Below are 16748 nucleotides of genomic sequence, written 5' to 3' on the forward strand. Positions count from 1 at the left end.
GGGCTCAGGGGGTGTTGCCGCGGCGCTTGCTCCGCGCGTCCATGTAGGCGCGGATCACCTTGGGGGAGACGATCACGGCGTCCAGCGTGAGCGTGGGTTGGCGCAGCAGCGCCTCCTCGAAGCAGCTGACGGCCAGAGCGTGCTGGTCGAGCGCGACGTAGGCGATGGCGAGGAGCTTGTAGATCTCGGCTACGTGCGCGTCGGAGGACTGCTCCCTCGCGAGCAGCCGCACGAGGCGCATCGGGACCTCCCAGTAGCGGCCGCGGCGGAGCAGGGCATTCGCTTCCTGGAGCGCTTCGCGGTCCTCCGACGGGCCGTCGAGCTGCACCCCGAGCAGCTGGCTGCTCACGAGCTCCTGCAGCCGCACCGGGAGGATGCGCACGTGTCCGATCGGGACCTCGAGCTGCGCCCCCGAGGCGGGTTGTGTGGCCTCGATGAAGTTCCACGCGGCGATGAGCCGGGCGTGGGTCGCCTTCCCGTGGTAGCGCTGCGCGATGGCGGCGAACGTTTCGTCCGCGGCGACCACGTGGGTCACTGTGAAGGGCACCCAGAGCGTCTGCCCCGCCTTGAGCTTCTTGCGTTTGCCGAGGTTGTTGAAGGCCGACAGCGCCGGGGCGCGACGGCGGTCGCCGACGAGCCGTTTCGCGAGGGCCACCACGGTCGAGGGCTTGGAGACGGTGTAGCTCCACGCCGTGGGGACCCGGATGCGCTCCCCCGCCGAGAGCGAGCTCCCCGGGTCGCCGCCGTTGATGAGGGCGAGGAGCGACGCGTACGAGGGGTCCCCGTAGTAGGTCTTGGCGATGCTGGCCAGGTTCTCGCCGAAGCGCACCCTGTGCACTACCCGCTGTGCCGCGGAAGGCCGCGTGTCGAGCAGCACGGCCAGGAGCAGGCCGCACGCGACGAGGAGCGAGCGGGCGGGCGGTCGTCGGCGCTGCGTCACGGTGCGCCTCCGTCGGCGACGCCCTTGGCGCGCGTCAGCGCCTCGGTCAAGGTCGTGATGCGGCCGGCGGCGATCGCCACGTCACGCTCGACCGGCTCGAAGTAGGGATTGGTCAGTCGCACCTTGTGGCGCCCGGCCTTGAGCGTGAGCGGCGTCTGAAAGGGGGTCGTGGCGAGCAGCTTGCCATCCACCTCGACCCGCGCCCAGGGATAGGCGAGCACGTGGAGTTGCCCCTCGCTCGCCGGCGCCGCAACCGCGTTGGCGCAGGGGGTCGCGGCCGCCTGCTTCGCGGTCGTGCCGGAGCGTCCGCTGATCCCCGCGTAGCCGAGGGCGCCCACGGCCACGCCGCCGAGGAGCAGCGCCCCCGCGATGGCCGACGTGCGAAGGGGCCACTTGGCCCGGGCCCGGTTCCGGCGCGTCAGGTACTCGCCGATCAGCGCCGGGTGGAGCGTGGCGGAGGTGAGGTCGGCGGAGATGACCTCCTGCTCGCGCAGAAACCGCACGAGCCGCGCGCGGTAGTTCTGCGCCACGTGCGTGGCCAGAAACTGCTCGAGGCCGACGATCAGCTCCTGGCTCGAGGCGTAGCGCTCCTCGGGCTTCTTCTGCATGCAGCGCGTGATGATGCGCTCGAGCTCCTTCGGGATGCCGGGGTTCAGCTTGCGCGGCCACTCCGGGTCCTCGAGGCGGATGCGCTGCATCACCGTCCGCTCGTCGTCCTCGACGAAGGGCTTGCGCCCCGTGACCATCTGGTAGAGCACGACGCCGAGGGACCAGAGGTCGCTGCGATGGTCGAGTCGGTCCCCGATGACCTGCTCCGGAGACATGTAGGCGGGGGTGCCGAGGCCGACGCCCATCTCGGTGAGATCGGACTGCTCCGTACGGGCGATGCCGAAGTCCGTCAGCTTCACCTCGCCGGAGTTGGAGATCATCACGTTGGCGGGCTTGACGTCGCGGTGGATCACGCCGCGGAAGTGCGCGTAGTCGAGTGCGCGCGCGACCTGCAAGGCCATGATCACGGCCACGTCCACGGGGAGGGGTCTGCAGCGTTCGAGGAGGTCGTAGAGGTCGATCCCCTCGACGTACTCCATGACCATGAAGAGGGCGCCGCGCTCCTTGAAGAAGTCGTAGAGCGTGATGATGTTCTCGTGCTGAAACGACGCGACGGAGAGCGCCTCGCGCTCGAAGCGGGCCACCGCGCTCGGATCCTCGGAGACGGAGGTCTTGAGGGCCTTGATGGCCACCGTGCGACCCAGGGACTCCTGGATCCCCTTGTACACGACGGCCATCCCCCCGCTGCCGATCTCGTCCGTGATGCGATAGTTGCCGACGCGATCGATCACGTATGCGCTTCCGTCGAGGGGCAGTCGCTGCCCGGAGTTCGGTCGAGTTGTCCCGCCCGGGTCGTGCGCCGCCGCTGGCTACCCCGGACGCACCCCAGGGGCATACTACACGAGGTCCGGGCGAGTATAGCGCCCGCCGGGTAGCCGTGCTCGACAAATGCCCCGAAGGGACGATAGCTTGGAGGGAGTGAAGCGAGCAGAGGAGCAGGGTATGACCACCCCGGCGGCGGCGCTGCCGGCGGGGACGATCCTCGGTGAGCGATACGAGCTCCTGCGGGTCATCGGCCGCGGGGCCATGGGGACCGTCTACGAGGCCCGGCACCTCGTCCTGGGGCGCCGCCTCGCGGTGAAGGTCCTGAATCCCGACGCCGGGACCGCGACGCTCCGCGAACGCTTCTTCCACGAGGCCCGCGCGGCGGGCGCCATCACGCACGAGCACATCGTCCAGGTACACGACTTCGGGCTAGTGGAGGGGAGCGACCAGCCTTACCTGGTGATGGAGTACGTGGACGGGGAGACCCTCGACGCGTACCTCCAGCGGGAGGCGCCGGTGCCGCCGGAGGACGCGGTCGAGCTCGGGGCCCAGGTCCTCTCGGCGCTGGCGCTGGTCCACGGCGCGGGGCTCATGCACCGTGACATCAAGCCCGCGAACATCATGCTCGCGCGCGGAAGGCGTCCCCGACTCTTCGCCAAGCTCCTCGACTTCGGCATCGCGCGGGCGCTGCACGGGGACTGGCATCGGCCGGACCTCACGCGCGTAGATCAGGTGCTCGGCACGCCGGCCTATCTGTCACCCGAGCAGGCCGCGGGGGGCCCGGTGGATGCGCGCTGGGACCTCTGGGCCGTGGCGACGATCATGTACGAGCTCCTCTCGGGGGAGCTCCCGTTTCGGCTCGAGAGCATGCAGCAGGTCGCCGAGGACATCGCGAACTGCCGGCTCATCCCGCTGCGGCAGCGGCGGCCGGAGCTGCCCGCGTGGCTCCTCGAGGTGCTCGAGCGTGCGCATCACCCGGCGATGGGAATGCGCTATCCGAACGCGACCTCGTTCCTCCAGGCGCTCGAGCTCAAGCGCGCGGGGGGACCGGGCGAGGCGGACTGGGGCACGCTCACCACGCCCTTCATGCGGGTCACGTCGCTTCCGCCGCCCGCGGAGCTCATGAGCCGCCTGTCTGCCACCTCGCCCCGACGTGCCCCGGAGTCGCCGAAACCGGCCAGCGCGGGTCCGTCGGCGGTGGAGCTCCGGCCGGCGAACGAGACGCGCGGGCGCCAGGCGTCCTCGGCAGGGACCTGGGAGGATCTGAATACCTCACCGGAGGGGCTCTACCCGGCGACGCGGGAGGCGAGCGGCTCGCTCGACGACCTCCAGGATGCGGACGAGCGGACGCGCGCCGTGCCGCGGCTGGCCGGTCCCGCGGCGAGCAGCCCCCCGAAGGCGCGTCGCGGGCCCCCCGTGCCCGAGGAGCTGCGCCTAGAACCCGAGACCAGCTCCGAGGACGTGCCCCTTCCGTCCATGAGCGTGACGCGCAACCCGCGCGGGCTCGCGACGGCCGCGGGCCAGCAGCGGACCTGGCTCGTCGTCGGTTTGGCCGCGCTGCTCCTCGTCGCCGCGACGACGATCCTCGTGCTGGTCCTCGTGGAGTAGGGTTGGTACGCTCGTTCATCGACGGAGGAAACGAATGACTCGACGGGAAACCGGCGTGGGGCTGGCGTTGGCCCTGGCCCTCGCGTGCGGCTGCAAGGGGAGCTCGGGGACGCCGGATGCGGCTCCGAGTCCGACGCGAGACGCAGCGGCTGTCGACGCGGCCGGGGACGCGGGACGAGACGCGGCGCCCGATGCGGCGGTGGCGCCGGACCTCGGGCTGGAGAGCAACCTGGGACAGGGGTGCTCGGGAAACGCCACCTGCAAGAAGGGCTCGCCCCTGTGCATCATGATGGACTTCGATCGCGGGCTCGGCATCTGCAGTCGCGCCTGCAAGCCCGATAGCCCCGCGACGCCCCTCGCCAACGAGGACGACTGTCCCGAAGGCTACGTCTGCGGCGCCTTCCGCTTCACGAGCGGGACCTCGAACTACTGCCTCAAGAAGTGCACTCCCAGCCTGACGCAGAACCCGTGTCCGTCGTCGAGCGGGCAGACCTGCCACCCCCTCTCCACGCGCTACGCCAGCCTGAAGCAGGCCGTCTGCTGGTATCTGGCCTGCAAGGACGGCAAGGACTGCCCCGTCTACGCGAACAAGACCTGCGCGGGCGATCCCGACTGCGCCGCCGTGGCGAGCGATGCGTTCTGCGACCTCGACCAGAAGCGCTGCGCGCGGCCCGGCAACTGCACGAAGGGCGGTCTGTGCGGGCCGCACGCGTTCGGGTCGGCCAAGGCCAAGGTGGGAGATCCCTGCGCGAGCGACCTCGATTGCCCGAACAGCGGAGCGTGCCTCGAGGAGGCGGCGGACAAGACGGCCATCGGACCGAGCTACCACAACGGCTACTGCACGGTGCGCAATTGCGCCTTCGGCAAGGCGGTGCCCGAGTTCGCCTGTCCGACGGGGAGCACCTGCGCCCAGATGTACTACGGGGGGCTGTGCATGAAGAGCTGCACGCTCGCGAGCGCGAACGATTGCCGCGGTCACGGGGCGGACAAGGGGGGCGACTACGAATGCTACGCCTACGACGCGATCTCCGTGGGGGGGGTGCCGGCGGCCGAGACGCCGATCTGCATGAACGCCGCGCGGCAGATCTGCTCGGACCTCGGCGGAACGCTCACCTGCGAGAGCTTTGCCGCGAAGGGGAACCCGACGAACATGAGCTGCCGGGACCGCTTCACGGGGCAGGCGAAGAGCAATCCGAAGGATCCGAAGGGGGTCTGCCTCGACGATACGGCGAGCGGTCCCTTCCAGCCGGCGCCCGACGGGGGGACGGCCGACGCGGCGGTGAAGCGGGATGCCGGGAGTGCCGGGGACGCGGCAGTGAAGCGGGATGGCGGGAGCGCCGGGGACGCGCGGGCCGCGCAGTAGCTACGTCAGACAGAACGCCGTTGGCGCGTGCCTGGACCGCGTTCGGTAGGTCCAGCGCTACGGGCCGTCCTGCGCGAGCGTAGCGAGATACTGGAGGAAGAGCTCCTCGAAGATCGCGCGGAGCTGCTTTCGAGCGTCGCTCGACGGCTCGACGAACTGAAGCCCGGCCTTGGGCTGGCCATCCTCGTCGTCGATCTTCCACGCCACGCGGCACGTGCACTCCAGCGGGAACCGCTTCCCCCCGAGAGAGAGCTCCTCGAGGACGATCGGTTGATCGATGACCCAGAGGTGGCCTGCGAGGGCCAGGCCGCCGAGGCCCATCTCCGTCGCGGCGCAGGTGATGCTCGCCCCACCGACGCGGAAGCGCACCTCGATCTGCGCCGGGATGCGCAGGAAGCGCCGCCGCTCGTCCCCCGGGTGCTGGTTCAGACGATCCATGAGCGCCGAGATCAGCGCCTGCCGGCGCGCGGACCCCGACTCGGGCAGAGGAGCTCCGTGTCGCTGGCGTTCGAGGTCGAGGAGCTCGGCGGCTAACCGGTTCAGCTCGGGGTCGTCCATGGCCTATTTCTCTCCCCGCCGGAGGGATCCCGTCAACCCGCGTCTCCGCCCGAGCCCGTGGAGGAGCTCGACCAGTCCCAGGTAGAGGAGCTGGAAGAGCGCGACCAGGAGCCAGAGGGCGGCGACGGCCGGCAGCAGCGCGAGCGAGGCGCGGGTCGAATGGCCCGCCAGGCCGGCGAGGGCGCAGGCGAGGGCCCCACCGAAGAGCACGAGCAGCAGCCCTGGCAGACCGTTCCGGCAGTCCGCGGCGCTCGGGGCCAGGTGGCTCGCCACGCAGACGCCGAGGTAGAGCTGCAGCGGCAGCAGCGCCGTGCGGTCGACCCATACGGCCTGGCCGAGCGCGGCGAGCAGCTGGTGCAACGCGCCGGGCAGCGCGTCGAGGCGGTCGAGCGCCCCGAGCCGACACGCGCGAAGGTAGAGGTCCGCGAGCGCGGGACCGGGGAGCATCCACACGAGGAGCGCGACGAGCGCTGCGCCGCCCGAGAGGAGCGGGGCGATGGCGATGAAGAAGCTGCCGAGGCGCTGGTAGAGACTGCGGCGCGAGTAGGCGTGGCGCACGTAACCGAGAGTCCCCGACTCGGGGTCGGGCTCGAAGAGCGCCCAGGCGAGGATGCGATGGCCGAAGAGGCGCGCGAGCGCGAGGTGGCCCAGTTCGTGGACCGGAACCCCCAGCCACCCGGTGAGCAGCACGGCGCGCCAGCCCAGGCGGCGGGCGAGCTGGCGGCCTACGGCGCGTTCGCCGAGGTGCAGGACCAGCAGCAGCGCGGCCAGCCCGCAGAGCGTGAGCGCGGCCGCGAGGAGGTTGTCGAGGATGAGCGGCCAAGGCACCCGTCGACGATGGGATGCGCCGGCGGGCGGGGCAAGAATTCGGGAGCGGACGGGGAGGTGGCGGGCCCGGAGGCTCCCGCCGGAGGAAACGCGGCTAGAGCGTCGCGCTCAGGTTGGCGGTAGCGCCGTCCAGCGCGCGATCGTTCGGCGAGCGCAGCCCGTAGGTGGCGAGCGCCATGGTCTCGCCCGCGTACTCGAAGGTGCGGCCGGCGATGACGCCGTGCCCATCCTGCAGCCGGAAGGCCTTGACCTGGCCGAAAGGCACCATGCCGCGGAGCTGCCCGCCCAGCACCGAGAAGAGCTGGGCCGCTGCCGCGACCCCTTCCTTGAGGTTCGGCTCGCCGGCCGCGGCGACGACCATGCCGTTCGTATCCGCCACCACCGCGGTCTTCTGCCCTTCGCCCTCGAGCAGGAGGCGCAGGATGCCGTCCGGCGTGCCGTCGGACTGCGAGAAGAGCTCCACCGCCTCCTCGAGGCTGCTGCCACCGGCGGGGCGCTGGCTCGACAGCTCCGCGCGCAGGCGCTGCAGCTCCTCGCCGCGGCCGGTGAGCTGCTGCCGGAGCGACGCCTGCTCCTGCTGCACGGTCGCGAGCTCGTGCTCGAGCTGAGCCGCGCGCTGCTGCGCTTCGTCGGCGGCGCCCTGCGCCTGCTGCGCCCGTCCCTCGGCCTGCTGCTTGGCCGCCAGGTAGCCGCTCGCTTGCTCGGCGGCCTTTGCCGCGGCCGACTCGCTCTCCTTGAGCTGCTCCTCGGCCTTCTTGGCCTCGGCGCGGAGCTTCTCGAGCTCCTTCTCGAGGCCCTTCGCCTTCTCTCCGGCGGACTTCTGGCCTTCCTCCGCCTTGGCGCGTGCCTCCTTCAAGGAGGCGGCCTCCGCGGCCTCCTTCTGCACTTTCTCCAGCGTCTTCTCGAGCTCTTCGGCCCTGGCCTCCGCCGTGGCGGCAGCCTTTTTCGAGCTGGACAACGCGATTACGTAGCCCAGGATTCCGCCCGCGAGGGCCGCTCCCCCGATGAAGATGGGCGCGTTCTGCATGCACCGCCTCCGATGTTCTTGCTGAGATTGGCCCTGAGACTACGCGGCTCGTCCGAGGACGTCAAATGCGGTGCGAGCGCCGGGCGTGCGGATGGCCTCGTTTCAGCGACTGAGACTCGGGGCGTGGCGGGTGTCTCCCGGGGTGGCGGCGAAGACGCGGTAGGCGCCCGCCGGGACGCTGAGCGGGACGGGCGCCTCGAGAAGGTAGCTGCCGTCGGGGCCCGTCACGGTGGCCCCGAGCTGCGCCTCGGCGCTCTGGCCGTCGCGGCTCAGGTAGATCTCCACGCGCAGGCCGGCAGCTCCGCGGCCGCCGGCGAGCACCCGGCCCGAGACGCGCACCCGCTCGCCGCGCTGGGCGCGGTCTAGATTGCAGTGCGCGGTGATCTGCGTGGCCACGCGCCCGGGCGGGGCTCCGGGCGCTCCCGGCTCCGCCGCACCCGAGGCGCCGGGAAAGGCCCCCACGGCTTCGGGGTCCGCGCCTCCCGCCGAAGGCTTCCGCTCGCGTTCCGACCCCGCGGCCTCCGAACCCTCGGCGCCGGGTGCCGACCCCGCCGCTCCGCCCGCCGCGCCGGCTCCGTTCGACGGAGCGCCGTTCGGCCGCGAGAACGACCGCAGCGAGGTGCGTCGGGGGCCCGCGGCGGCCGCGGCGCGCTGGCTCGGGCTCAGACCCGTGACGCGGCCGAGGAGCTGGCTGTAGCCCCCCTGGTAGCTCGAGGGGCGCGGGAAGGGGTCGGGGCCGGGCCGGTGCATCACCTTGCCGTCGGCGCCCGAGATCTCGAGCGCGCTCGACGCGCCGCCGAGGTCGATGCGGATCCATCCGAGACGAGGCACGAAGACCTCGGTGAAGACGTGCGCCTCGTTCTGCACGTAGCGCGCGGGGATCCCGAGCGCCTGCGTGGTGACCACGAAGGCGAAGCTGCGGTGGCGGCAGACCCCTTTCTGACTGAGCGCCAGGTCGAGGTAGGTGTCCCCCGTGAGGCGCGGAAGCGGTCCGGGCGTGAAGTTCCGGAAGTAGGCCACCAGCCGGTCGAGTTGCTCGGCGAGCGGCGCGCTCGCGGACACGCCGAGGTGTTTCAGGACGCGCGCGGCGCGCTTCGCGACCTGGGCGGGGAGGCTCGGACGGAGGGTGGATGGGACCTGCGCGGCGGTGACCCCCAGCGGGAGCTCGGGGGCGAAGTAGTGCCGCGGGGCGTCGGTCACGAAGACCAGCTTGAGGAGGCCGTCGTGGTCGGCGCGCGCCCAGAGGTTGTCCGCTCCGTCGCGGAAGAACTGCACCACCGACGGGGGCGAGGCCTGGTAGCTCACGATCTGGGCCTCCGCCGAGACCGACGGAAGGGGGACCGCCTCGCCGCGCCGAGCCCGGAGCAGGACGTGTCCCCAGAAGGCCTCGCGGTCGGGTGGGGTGGGGCGTCGCGCGAGCGGGAGCGGATGGAGGCGCGGGTCGGCCACGCGCAGGCGGTCGTCGGCCTCCACGCGGTCGAAGGCCGCCACGCGCTTGAAGGGGACCACGCTCGGGTTGAACTCCTCCGGGTAGCGGAGGGTCCCGTCGTGCGTGGTGGTGCGGTCGGGGCGCGCCTGCGTGGAGCGGTCGCCCGCGCCGTGGATGGGTTGCCCTGGTGACGAGGGAGCGCTCGCCTCGGGCCGCGGCAGCCGCGTGTCTTCGAGCTGGAGATACTCGGGGAGCTTGCCCTCCCGGGGCCAGCTCGGTGGGCCGGCTTGCCCCGGCGGGGCCACGTACTCGTGCGCGATGGGCTCCGCAGAGGCGCGCCCCGCGAGCAGGCTCGCGACGAGGGCGCCGGCGAGCAGCGAGCGGCGCTTGCGCGTCATCGGTTGATCCCCACCACGAGCCATCGCCCCTTGCGCTGCTCGAGGAGCAGCACGAGTCGCGTCCGGCCCAACGTGGCGTGCGAGGCCAGCATCGGCGTCCCGTAGCTCATTCCGGGCGGGAGCTCTCCGAGCTGCTGGCGCGCTTCCATGGCCGTGAGCAGCCGCATCCCCACGAGCCGGCGGTCGGGCAGCTCCGTCACGAGGTCCTTCAGCATCCGCTCGAGCTCGGCCCGCGAGCGCGTGACCGCCCGGCCCTGCGCCAGAAAGGGGCCTCCCGCCTGCTCGGCCATCCGCTTCGCGTCGCCCGCTCCGAGGGCCGCCAAGAAGGCGCGCGCCACCCGTTCGGCAGCCGGGTCGCGGCTGCTCACCACGGGGCCGCCTCCGCCCGTCGGAGCCTGGCTCTTGGGCGCAGCCGGGCGTTTCGGTGCGGCTGGCGCGTCGCCGCCTGCGCCACCGCTGCCGAGCGGTCCCATCGGGACCTGGACCGGGCCGCGGGGCGGGGGCCGGTTGAGCCGGCGCAGCACGCGCGGGGAGGTCTCCTGCTTCACCTCGGCGGGGTTGGTGTCGATGGGGCCCTTCGGCGGCGTGGTCAGGATGTACGGGTCCACGCCGAAGGTTCCGCACTGGCGATGGTCCCGATGAAAGCGCCAGTGCAGGTACACCTTGCCGTCGGCGGAGCGAATCGCGCGCGGGGTCTCGCCGTAGGGCCCGCCGCTGAACACCGTGTCGAGCGCCGCCACGTCGTAGGTCAGTACGCCGCTCGGACGCACGATGGTGGCCTTCGCGACCTGACCGTCCGGGTTCACGACCACCTCCACCGTGGTCCAGAGGCTCATGTCGTTCATCGCGTTGCCGTCGGGCTTGCCGTCGAGGTCCACGAGGAAGCCGAAGCCCCACAGCTTGTGGATCTTGCGGTGCATGCGCGCGATGAAAAGCGCGAACGGGTGAGCGCGCGTACCGAGGGCCGTCTGATTGCCCGGCTGCACCTCCGGCACGAAGTTCTCGAGCGCCGAGCGGATGCGCTGCCACTTCTTCTGGAAGCCGCCCGCGCCGGCGGAGGTCTCTCGCTTCGACAGGCGCGCGATCTCGCGTTCCTTCGCCCCTTGCTGGCCGAAGATGCGGTCGAAGGCGCGGTAGTCGGGCCTCAGCTCGAGGCGGCCGGTGGCCGAGGTCTGCTGCGGCGGCCTGGGCGCCGCAGAGCTCGGGAGGGCCGGGCGCAGCCCGTTCGGCGCGGGGCGAGCGCTCGCCGGCGACGGTTCGCGCGGTGACGGGCTCGCGGGGCGCGGTGGCCCACGCATGGTGAGGAGCGGCGGTCGCGAGGCCTGCTCGGGGCGGGACTTTTCGGCCCCGGGACGCGCCTTCTGCGGCCGATCCTCGGCGATCCGCTCCTTCTTGGCGCCCGGCTGGGCGGCCTTGGAGGGATTCGGCTCGGAGAAGGGCTCGGGCTTCGGGTGGTCCTTCACCAGATTCGTGTGCTGTGCCCGCGTCTCGCGCTCGACGCGACGGTCCTTGTCCGAGAGGAAGCGCGCGTGGTCGGGCGGTCGGTCGCTCGCGGGCGTGTTGACCTCGACCATCTTCAGACGCGGGATCGGCTGGGGTGGGATGGGCTTCGCGGGCTCGGGCTTGTCGGGCTCGGGGGGCTTGGGCTTGGGCTTGGGCGGTTCCAGCTTGGCGAGGGCCTCGGGCTTTTCGGGCTCCGCCGGCTTCGGCGCGGCCTTGCGCTCCTCGGGGGGCTTCGCCCGTGCCGGCTGCGAGGGAGCTGCGGGGTCGGGCGCGACGGGCGAGGGCAGGGCGAGCGCCCGGGCCTCCTTCGGGGTCTTGTCGGGGGCGAAGAGCTCCACCTCCATCGGAGGCGGCCGCTCGGGCGGGGGGGCCGGGTGCCGTGCCGCCAGGTAGAGCAAGAGCAGATGCAGCAGCGCGGAGCCGGACATGGCCCAGCGGGCGAGGGCACGCCTTCGGCTGCTTCGCGCGAGCGGCGCGAGCGGCGTGGGCCCAAGGCGGCTCTGGGGCGGTGCCGACATCGCATACATCGTAGCAGAGGGACCCGGCCGGAGGCTCGGCCTCGGAAGGACCGAGGCCCCGGCTATCGGTCAGCGCGAGGGCGGAGGCAGCGCCTGCTGGAGGTGAGGGGACCGCGCTCGCAGGCGCGCGTAGGCCTGCCGGTCGGCGGGGGTCGCGAGTCGGCGCAAACACTGCCCCAGGTCGAGGAGCTCGTCGTCGGTGGCCGCGGCATCCTCGGCCGCGCGACGGAGGCGCACCTGCGCACGGGCGTGCTGAAGCGCCTCGAGCGCCGGCTCCTTCGCCACGCCGCCCTCCTCGGGGAGCTGCCCGCAGAGGGTGACCAGCGCCGCGCGGGCCACTGCCGGCGAGGGATCGAGGGCGGCGAGCCGTGCCAGTCGCCCGAGAGCGCTCTTCGTGCGCCGCGTGGCGAGGAGCTCGACCGCCACCGTGCGGACCCGCGGGTCGGGGTCGGCGAGCAGCCGGAAGCGAGCGGCCTCCTCGAGGTCGAGGAGCTCCGCGGTCTGCGCGAGGGCGAGGATCGCCTCGGTGCGCACGTCCAGGGCGTGCGCCCGATCGACCGCCACGGCGAGGACGCGGGCGAAGAGCGGTCGCAGCGTGGAGGGCATCTCGTCGTAGCGCTCGAGCTCGCTCACGCGGAGGTCCTCGGTGATGCGCCGCACCGCGCGTGCGGCCGCGGCGGCCAGCGGGCGGTCTTGCCCCTGCATCAGCTCGACGAGGGGCGCGAGCAGCAGAAAGCTCGTGCGGAGGTGGGGCGCCGCCGAAAGCGCGGCGGTGCGCAGCGCCCGGTTTCGATCCGCGAGGAGCGCGGCGATTCGGGCCGGCCCGAGGTGTCGCGCCACGCGGGTGAGCTCCTCGGAGTCCTCGTCGGCGTGGGCCCGCAGAAGACGCGTCTCGAGGATTCGCGCGCGCCCGGGGTCCGCCGGCAACGGTCGTTCAGCGGCTGCGACGAGGAGCCAGGCGGCCGCGACGCGCGCGGCGAGCGGAAAGGGATGGTGCAACGCGCCTACTGCAGCGAGAGGCGGCAGCGGGCGTAGACCTTCTCCTTGCCGCCGATGACGCGGGTGATCCGCGCCTCGTATTTCCCGCCCGAGGCGAACCCCTGCGCGCCGATGAGCACCGACTTGGCGCGCAGGATCACCTCGCTCGGGGGGACGCTGAACTCCGTGTAGTCGATCTGCTCGGTCTTCTTCCCGAGGGAGAACCAGACCAGATTGACCTTGTTGGCGCCGGGCGCGCTGCTCAGGAAGGCGATGAAGTTGAAGCGCCAGTTGCCGTCCTTGTCCTTCTCGAGGGCCTTGTTGCGCTTCGCCTTCTTCACCAGCTCCGCGAGGGACTTCTCGTCGTCCACGGCGGGAAATTCCTCGCCCTGGAAGACGATCTGTCCGCGGTGGCGTCTGTACGTCGGCCCGGTCTCGTCTCCGGCGTGCGCGACCGCTCCGGGCGAGGAGTGGAAGGCCAGGGCGACCGTCACGGCGATCCACCGAGAGCAGGGCGGTTGAGCTCGCATGGCTTCCTCCGTCTCTCCGCATGATGACTGGCTCGCGGCGACGCAGCAAGAAATCGCGGAACCCCTAACGCGTCAGACGCTGGTCGCGCTCGATGGAGACCGCTTCGACGGCCAGCCGCACGAGCAGGGGACCCAGCAGCAGGCCCCACCCGCCGAGGGTTGCGAGGCCCCCGAACATGGCCACGAGCAAGACGAAGGTCGGCAGGCGCAGGCTCCCGTGGCGAGACAGCAGAGGGCGGAGCACGTTGTCCGCGAGACCGATCACGAAGAGCCCGATGGACGCCATGACGATGGCCCGACCCCACCGGCCCGTGAGCGCCAGTCCCACGGCGACCGGCCCCCAAACGAGCGCCGTGCCCACCGCCGGGATCAGCGACGAGACCGCGGTCAGCACGCCGAGCACGAAGGCGCGTGGAATGCCGAGTGCCAGGTAGGCGACGGTCGCCGCGACGCCCTGGATGATGCTGGTCAGCCCGACGCCTACCACGAGGCCGCGCCCGGTCTCGTTGAAGGCGGCCGCGAAGCGGCGGAAGTTCGCCGGGGCGAGGGGCAGGTGGGCCTCGAGCCAGGTGGTGACCTTCTCTCCCCGGGCGAGAAAGGTGTAGGCCGCGAGCACGAACACGACCGTCCCGAGGATGCCGGTTGCGGTGGCCCAGGCGATGCTGGTCACCAGGACGAAGGCGCGCTCGCCGTACTGCTTCGCGAGGCTGAACAGGTCGGACAGCGCCAGCCGGTGGCCCGCGTCACCCCCGCCCGAGACGATCGCCTCGAGCGCGTTCTTGCCGCCCTGCGACCGGAGCAGGGTCTGGAGGAGCTCCGCGCCGGCCGAGACCAGCAGCGCGATGAAAAGCCCGATGGGCACGAGGACGAGCAGCAAGAGCGCCACGGTGACCACGGCAGCCACGCGCTGCCGGCCCCGCGTGAGGCGGCTGAGCGCCATCATGAGCGGACGCGCGAGGCCGGCAAACCAGGCGGCCAGGACCAGCGGCGGCCACAGCGGCCAGACCATGAGCGCGGCGCCGAGAGAGAGGAGAATCGCGGCCCAGCGGAGGGCCCCGGGTTGCGCCTTCGACCCACCGGCCGGGCCGGAGGTATCGGGGGCCGCGGAGGGCGGTGAGGCCGCGCTGTCGTCCTGGGGGTCCCGCATCGTCGCTCTGCCCCTCCCGTGCGGTGGGTGGTCGCGTCCCTGGCCGTCGCTCGAGGACGTGCCCGTCCGGAACGTGCTTGGGGGATGCACTCACCGTGCCGGCCGAACATCTTCGAGCTGCAGCCGCCGCGGCTCCGGGTCGCCACGCTTCGCGGCTTGCAGATCGCCAGCCCGGTCTTGCGGATCGCCACGGATCGCGCCTCAAACCGCCGCGCGGCCTGGCTCGGTGGTTGCATCTCGCGAGCGCACACCGGAAGGAGATCACATGCACGGCCACGAGCAGATGATCACGACCTTGAACAAGCTCCTCCGCGAGGAGCTCACCGCCATCAACCAGTACATGGTTCACTCGGAGATGTGTGAAAACTGGGGCTACAAGAGGCTCCACCAGGACATCCACAAGCGCGCGATCGACGAGATGAAGCACGCGCACAAGCTGATCGGCCGCATCCTGTTCCTCGAGGGCACGCCCACGGTCAGCAAGCTGGACGCGGTGAATATCGGGAAGGACGTGAAGGCCATCCTCGAGTCCGACCTGAGCTCCGAGAACGCCTCCGTGCCGAGCTACAACGCGGCCGTGGTCCAGGCCCAGGAGGTCCGGGACAGCGGCACGCGCGAGCTTCTCGAGGACATCCTGAAGGATGAAGAGCGTCACCTGGACTGGCTGGAGGCCCAGCGCGATCAGGTGGCGCAGATGGGGATCCAGAACTACCTGGCCAGGCAGTGCGGCAAGTAGGGGGGGAGGGCGGCGGCGCGCGAGAGCGTGATGGCCCTCGAGGCGAGGATCATCCTCTGGTTCAGGATGTGAAGGAGACACCGATGAGCACGATGACGACCAAGGACGGAACGCAGCTCTATTACAAGGACTGGGGCAGTGGGCAGCCCGTCGTGTTCAGTCACGGCTGGCCGCTCAATGCCGATAGCTGGGAGGCGCAGATGGTCTTCCTGGCGGCCCACGGCTATCGCTGCATCGCCCATGACCGCCGGGGACATGGGCGCTCGAGCCAGCCTGGGGAGGGGAACGACATGAATACCTACGCCAACGATCTCGCGGCGCTCGTCGAAGCGCTCGACCTGAGCCGCGTGTTCCTCGTCGGATTTTCCGCCGGTGGGGGTGAGGTGGCCCGGTACCTTGGCCTCCACGGGTCGAAGCGCGTGGCCAAAGCGGCCCTCATCGCGGCCGTCCCGCCGCTCATGTTGAGGACGGCGGAGAATCCCGACGGGGTGCCCATGGAGGTCTTCGACGGGATTCGACGCGGCGCGATCGCCGACCGCTCGCAGCTCTACAAGGACCTCGCCAGCGGCCCGTTCTTCGGCGCCAACCGGCCCGGTGCCAAGGTCTCGCCGGGCGTGATCGACGCGTTCTGGCTCCGAGGGATGCAGGCCGGTCACAAGAACGCCTTCGACTGCATCAAGGCCTTCTCCGAGACGGATTTCACTGAGGACCTCAAGAAATTCGACGTGCCGACGCTCATCGTGCACGGGGACGACGACCAGATCGTGCCCATCGGGGCTGCGGCCCTCCGCTCATCGAAGCTGGTGAGGAACTCGACCCTGAAGATCTACGCCGGGGCGCCCCACGGGCTCACGGACACGCACAAGGACCGACTCAACGCCGACTTGCTCGGCTTCCTCGAGGCCTGACGGCCGAGAGAGGCAGGCAGCGCGACGAGGAGCTGGAGGCGGAGGGCGGCGGCGTCGTCGCCCTCCGCCACCGACCCGCGCGTCTACCTTGGAGCTCCGGCGTCCCGAAGCTGGCGGTCGTAGTACTGGGCGAGCGCCTCCAGGGCGCCGGTCACGTCCCCGTTGAAGGAGGAGCCGTGCATCACGGCCAGCGTGAGCGGCTCGAGCGCGGCGAGGGTTCTGATCGTGGCGCCGGTCGTCGGAGTTAGACAGGTCGCGTGGAACAGCTCCTCCGTCTTCTGCGCGGGGCCCACGATGTCGCCCGCGGTCACGGCGGGCCCGTCTCCGGTGTGCGTGAACAGGTCGCCGCAGAGGAGCGTGCGGGTCGTCTCCTCGAACAAGAGTCGCGCCTCCCAGCCGTGCGGCACGTGCGGCGTATCCAGGTGGCGCACCCGCTTGCCGCCCAGGTCGAGGACCTCGCCGTCGGTGAGCGCGCGCGGCGGGCGGTCAGCCAGGTCGTTGAGGGACACCATCACGCCCACCCCGCCGTGTGCCACGACGGACCGAGGAGCGGCGGCGAGCCACTGGTTCATCGAGCCGCACTCGTCCGCCTCCACGTGGCCGAAGGTGATCCAGCGGAGCGTATCGAGGGGCACGACCTTCGCCACGGCCGCCGACACCAGAGAAAACATGCCGCGTGGGCCGGTGTGAAAGAGCAGGGGTTCCCGGGCCCGGATCAGAAACTGGTTGAACGTGAATCCGCCCGCGATATCGGGCACCAGTGTGGAAAAGCGGAAGATACCGTCGGCGATTTCGTGCGTTCTCGTTTCCATGGCAGGTCCTCCTGAGCAGTGTGGCCGGATCGAAGATGCCGAAGCCCGATGCAAGCGGCGCACCTGCGAGCGTCGTCCCCTGTTGCAGGCC

At 71.4% G+C, this 16748-nt stretch carries 15 protein-coding genes; 4 read left to right on the plus strand and 11 right to left on the minus strand.

Annotation, left to right across the window (positions count from 1 at the left end; genetic code table 11):
- Positions 1-4 precede the first annotated feature (4 nt).
- On the minus strand, positions 5-940 hold the full coding sequence (locus tag IT371_13950) for a LysM peptidoglycan-binding domain-containing protein (GenBank protein MCC6748758.1): 936 nt from the start codon (positions 938-940) through the stop codon (positions 5-7).
- Entirely contained in the window at positions 937-2280 is a 1344-nt protein-coding gene (locus IT371_13955; protein ID MCC6748759.1) for a serine/threonine protein kinase, read from the minus strand. The genes IT371_13950 and IT371_13955 overlap by 4 nt, the downstream gene beginning before the upstream one ends.
- 211 nt (positions 2281-2491) lie before the next feature.
- Between IT371_13955 and IT371_13960 the strand changes: the two genes are divergently transcribed.
- Together IT371_13960 and IT371_13965 are read left to right on the plus strand one after the other, a co-directional pair.
- Entirely contained in the window at positions 2492-3922 is a 1431-nt protein-coding gene (locus IT371_13960) for a protein kinase (protein ID MCC6748760.1), read from the plus strand.
- A gap of 34 nt (positions 3923-3956) precedes the next feature.
- The gene (locus IT371_13965) at positions 3957-5285 is read left to right on the plus strand and encodes a hypothetical protein (protein ID MCC6748761.1); all 1329 of its coding nucleotides are present in this window, start codon (positions 3957-3959) and stop codon (positions 5283-5285) included.
- Between the two features lie 57 nt (positions 5286-5342).
- Here IT371_13965 and IT371_13970 read toward each other — a convergent pair whose 3' ends face one another.
- The 8 genes from IT371_13970 to IT371_14005 form a co-directional block, all read right to left on the minus strand.
- A complete protein-coding gene (locus IT371_13970; protein ID MCC6748762.1) occupies positions 5343-5843 on the minus strand; it encodes a PilZ domain-containing protein in 501 nt (166 codons plus the stop codon).
- Between the two features lie 3 nt (positions 5844-5846).
- Positions 5847-6671: a hypothetical protein gene (locus IT371_13975; GenBank protein MCC6748763.1), complete on the minus strand. Its 825-nt coding sequence runs from the start codon at positions 6669-6671 to the stop codon at positions 5847-5849.
- Positions 6672-6765: 94 nt separating this feature from the next.
- The gene (locus IT371_13980) at positions 6766-7698 is read right to left on the minus strand and encodes a hypothetical protein (GenBank protein MCC6748764.1); all 933 of its coding nucleotides are present in this window, start codon (positions 7696-7698) and stop codon (positions 6766-6768) included.
- A 102-nt stretch (positions 7699-7800) separates the two neighbouring features.
- Positions 7801-9525, minus strand: a complete 1725-nt coding sequence (locus IT371_13985; protein MCC6748765.1) for a hypothetical protein — start codon at positions 9523-9525, stop codon at positions 7801-7803.
- Positions 9522-11546, minus strand: a complete 2025-nt coding sequence (locus tag IT371_13990) for a hypothetical protein (GenBank protein MCC6748766.1) — start codon at positions 11544-11546, stop codon at positions 9522-9524. The genes IT371_13985 and IT371_13990 overlap by 4 nt, the downstream gene beginning before the upstream one ends.
- A 69-nt stretch (positions 11547-11615) precedes the next feature.
- Positions 11616-12545 (minus strand): hypothetical protein, encoded by a 930-nt coding sequence (locus IT371_13995; protein MCC6748767.1) that lies wholly within the window; start codon positions 12543-12545, stop codon positions 11616-11618.
- A gap of 5 nt (positions 12546-12550) precedes the next feature.
- Positions 12551-13054, minus strand: coding sequence for a hypothetical protein (locus IT371_14000; protein MCC6748768.1), 504 nt, complete (start codon positions 13052-13054; stop codon positions 12551-12553).
- Positions 13055-13118: 64 nt separating this feature from the next.
- The gene (locus IT371_14005) at positions 13119-14201 is read right to left on the minus strand and encodes an AI-2E family transporter (protein MCC6748769.1); all 1083 of its coding nucleotides are present in this window, start codon (positions 14199-14201) and stop codon (positions 13119-13121) included.
- Between the two features lie 265 nt (positions 14202-14466).
- On the opposite strand from IT371_14005, the gene bfr reads away from it, so the two are divergent.
- Entirely contained in the window at positions 14467-14937 is a 471-nt protein-coding gene (gene bfr / locus IT371_14010) for a bacterioferritin (protein ID MCC6748770.1), read from the plus strand.
- Between the two features lie 83 nt (positions 14938-15020).
- Positions 15021-15845: an alpha/beta hydrolase gene (locus IT371_14015; GenBank protein ID MCC6748771.1), complete on the plus strand. Its 825-nt coding sequence runs from the start codon at positions 15021-15023 to the stop codon at positions 15843-15845.
- Positions 15846-15928: 83 nt separating this feature from the next.
- Here IT371_14015 and IT371_14020 read toward each other — a convergent pair whose 3' ends face one another.
- Positions 15929-16657 (minus strand): MBL fold metallo-hydrolase, encoded by a 729-nt coding sequence (locus IT371_14020; GenBank protein MCC6748772.1) that lies wholly within the window; start codon positions 16655-16657, stop codon positions 15929-15931.
- Between the last annotated feature and the right edge of the window lie 91 nt (positions 16658-16748).

It is taken from the genome of Deltaproteobacteria bacterium (assembly GCA_020848905.1).
In the GTDB taxonomy this organism is placed as follows: Bacteria; Myxococcota_A; Polyangia.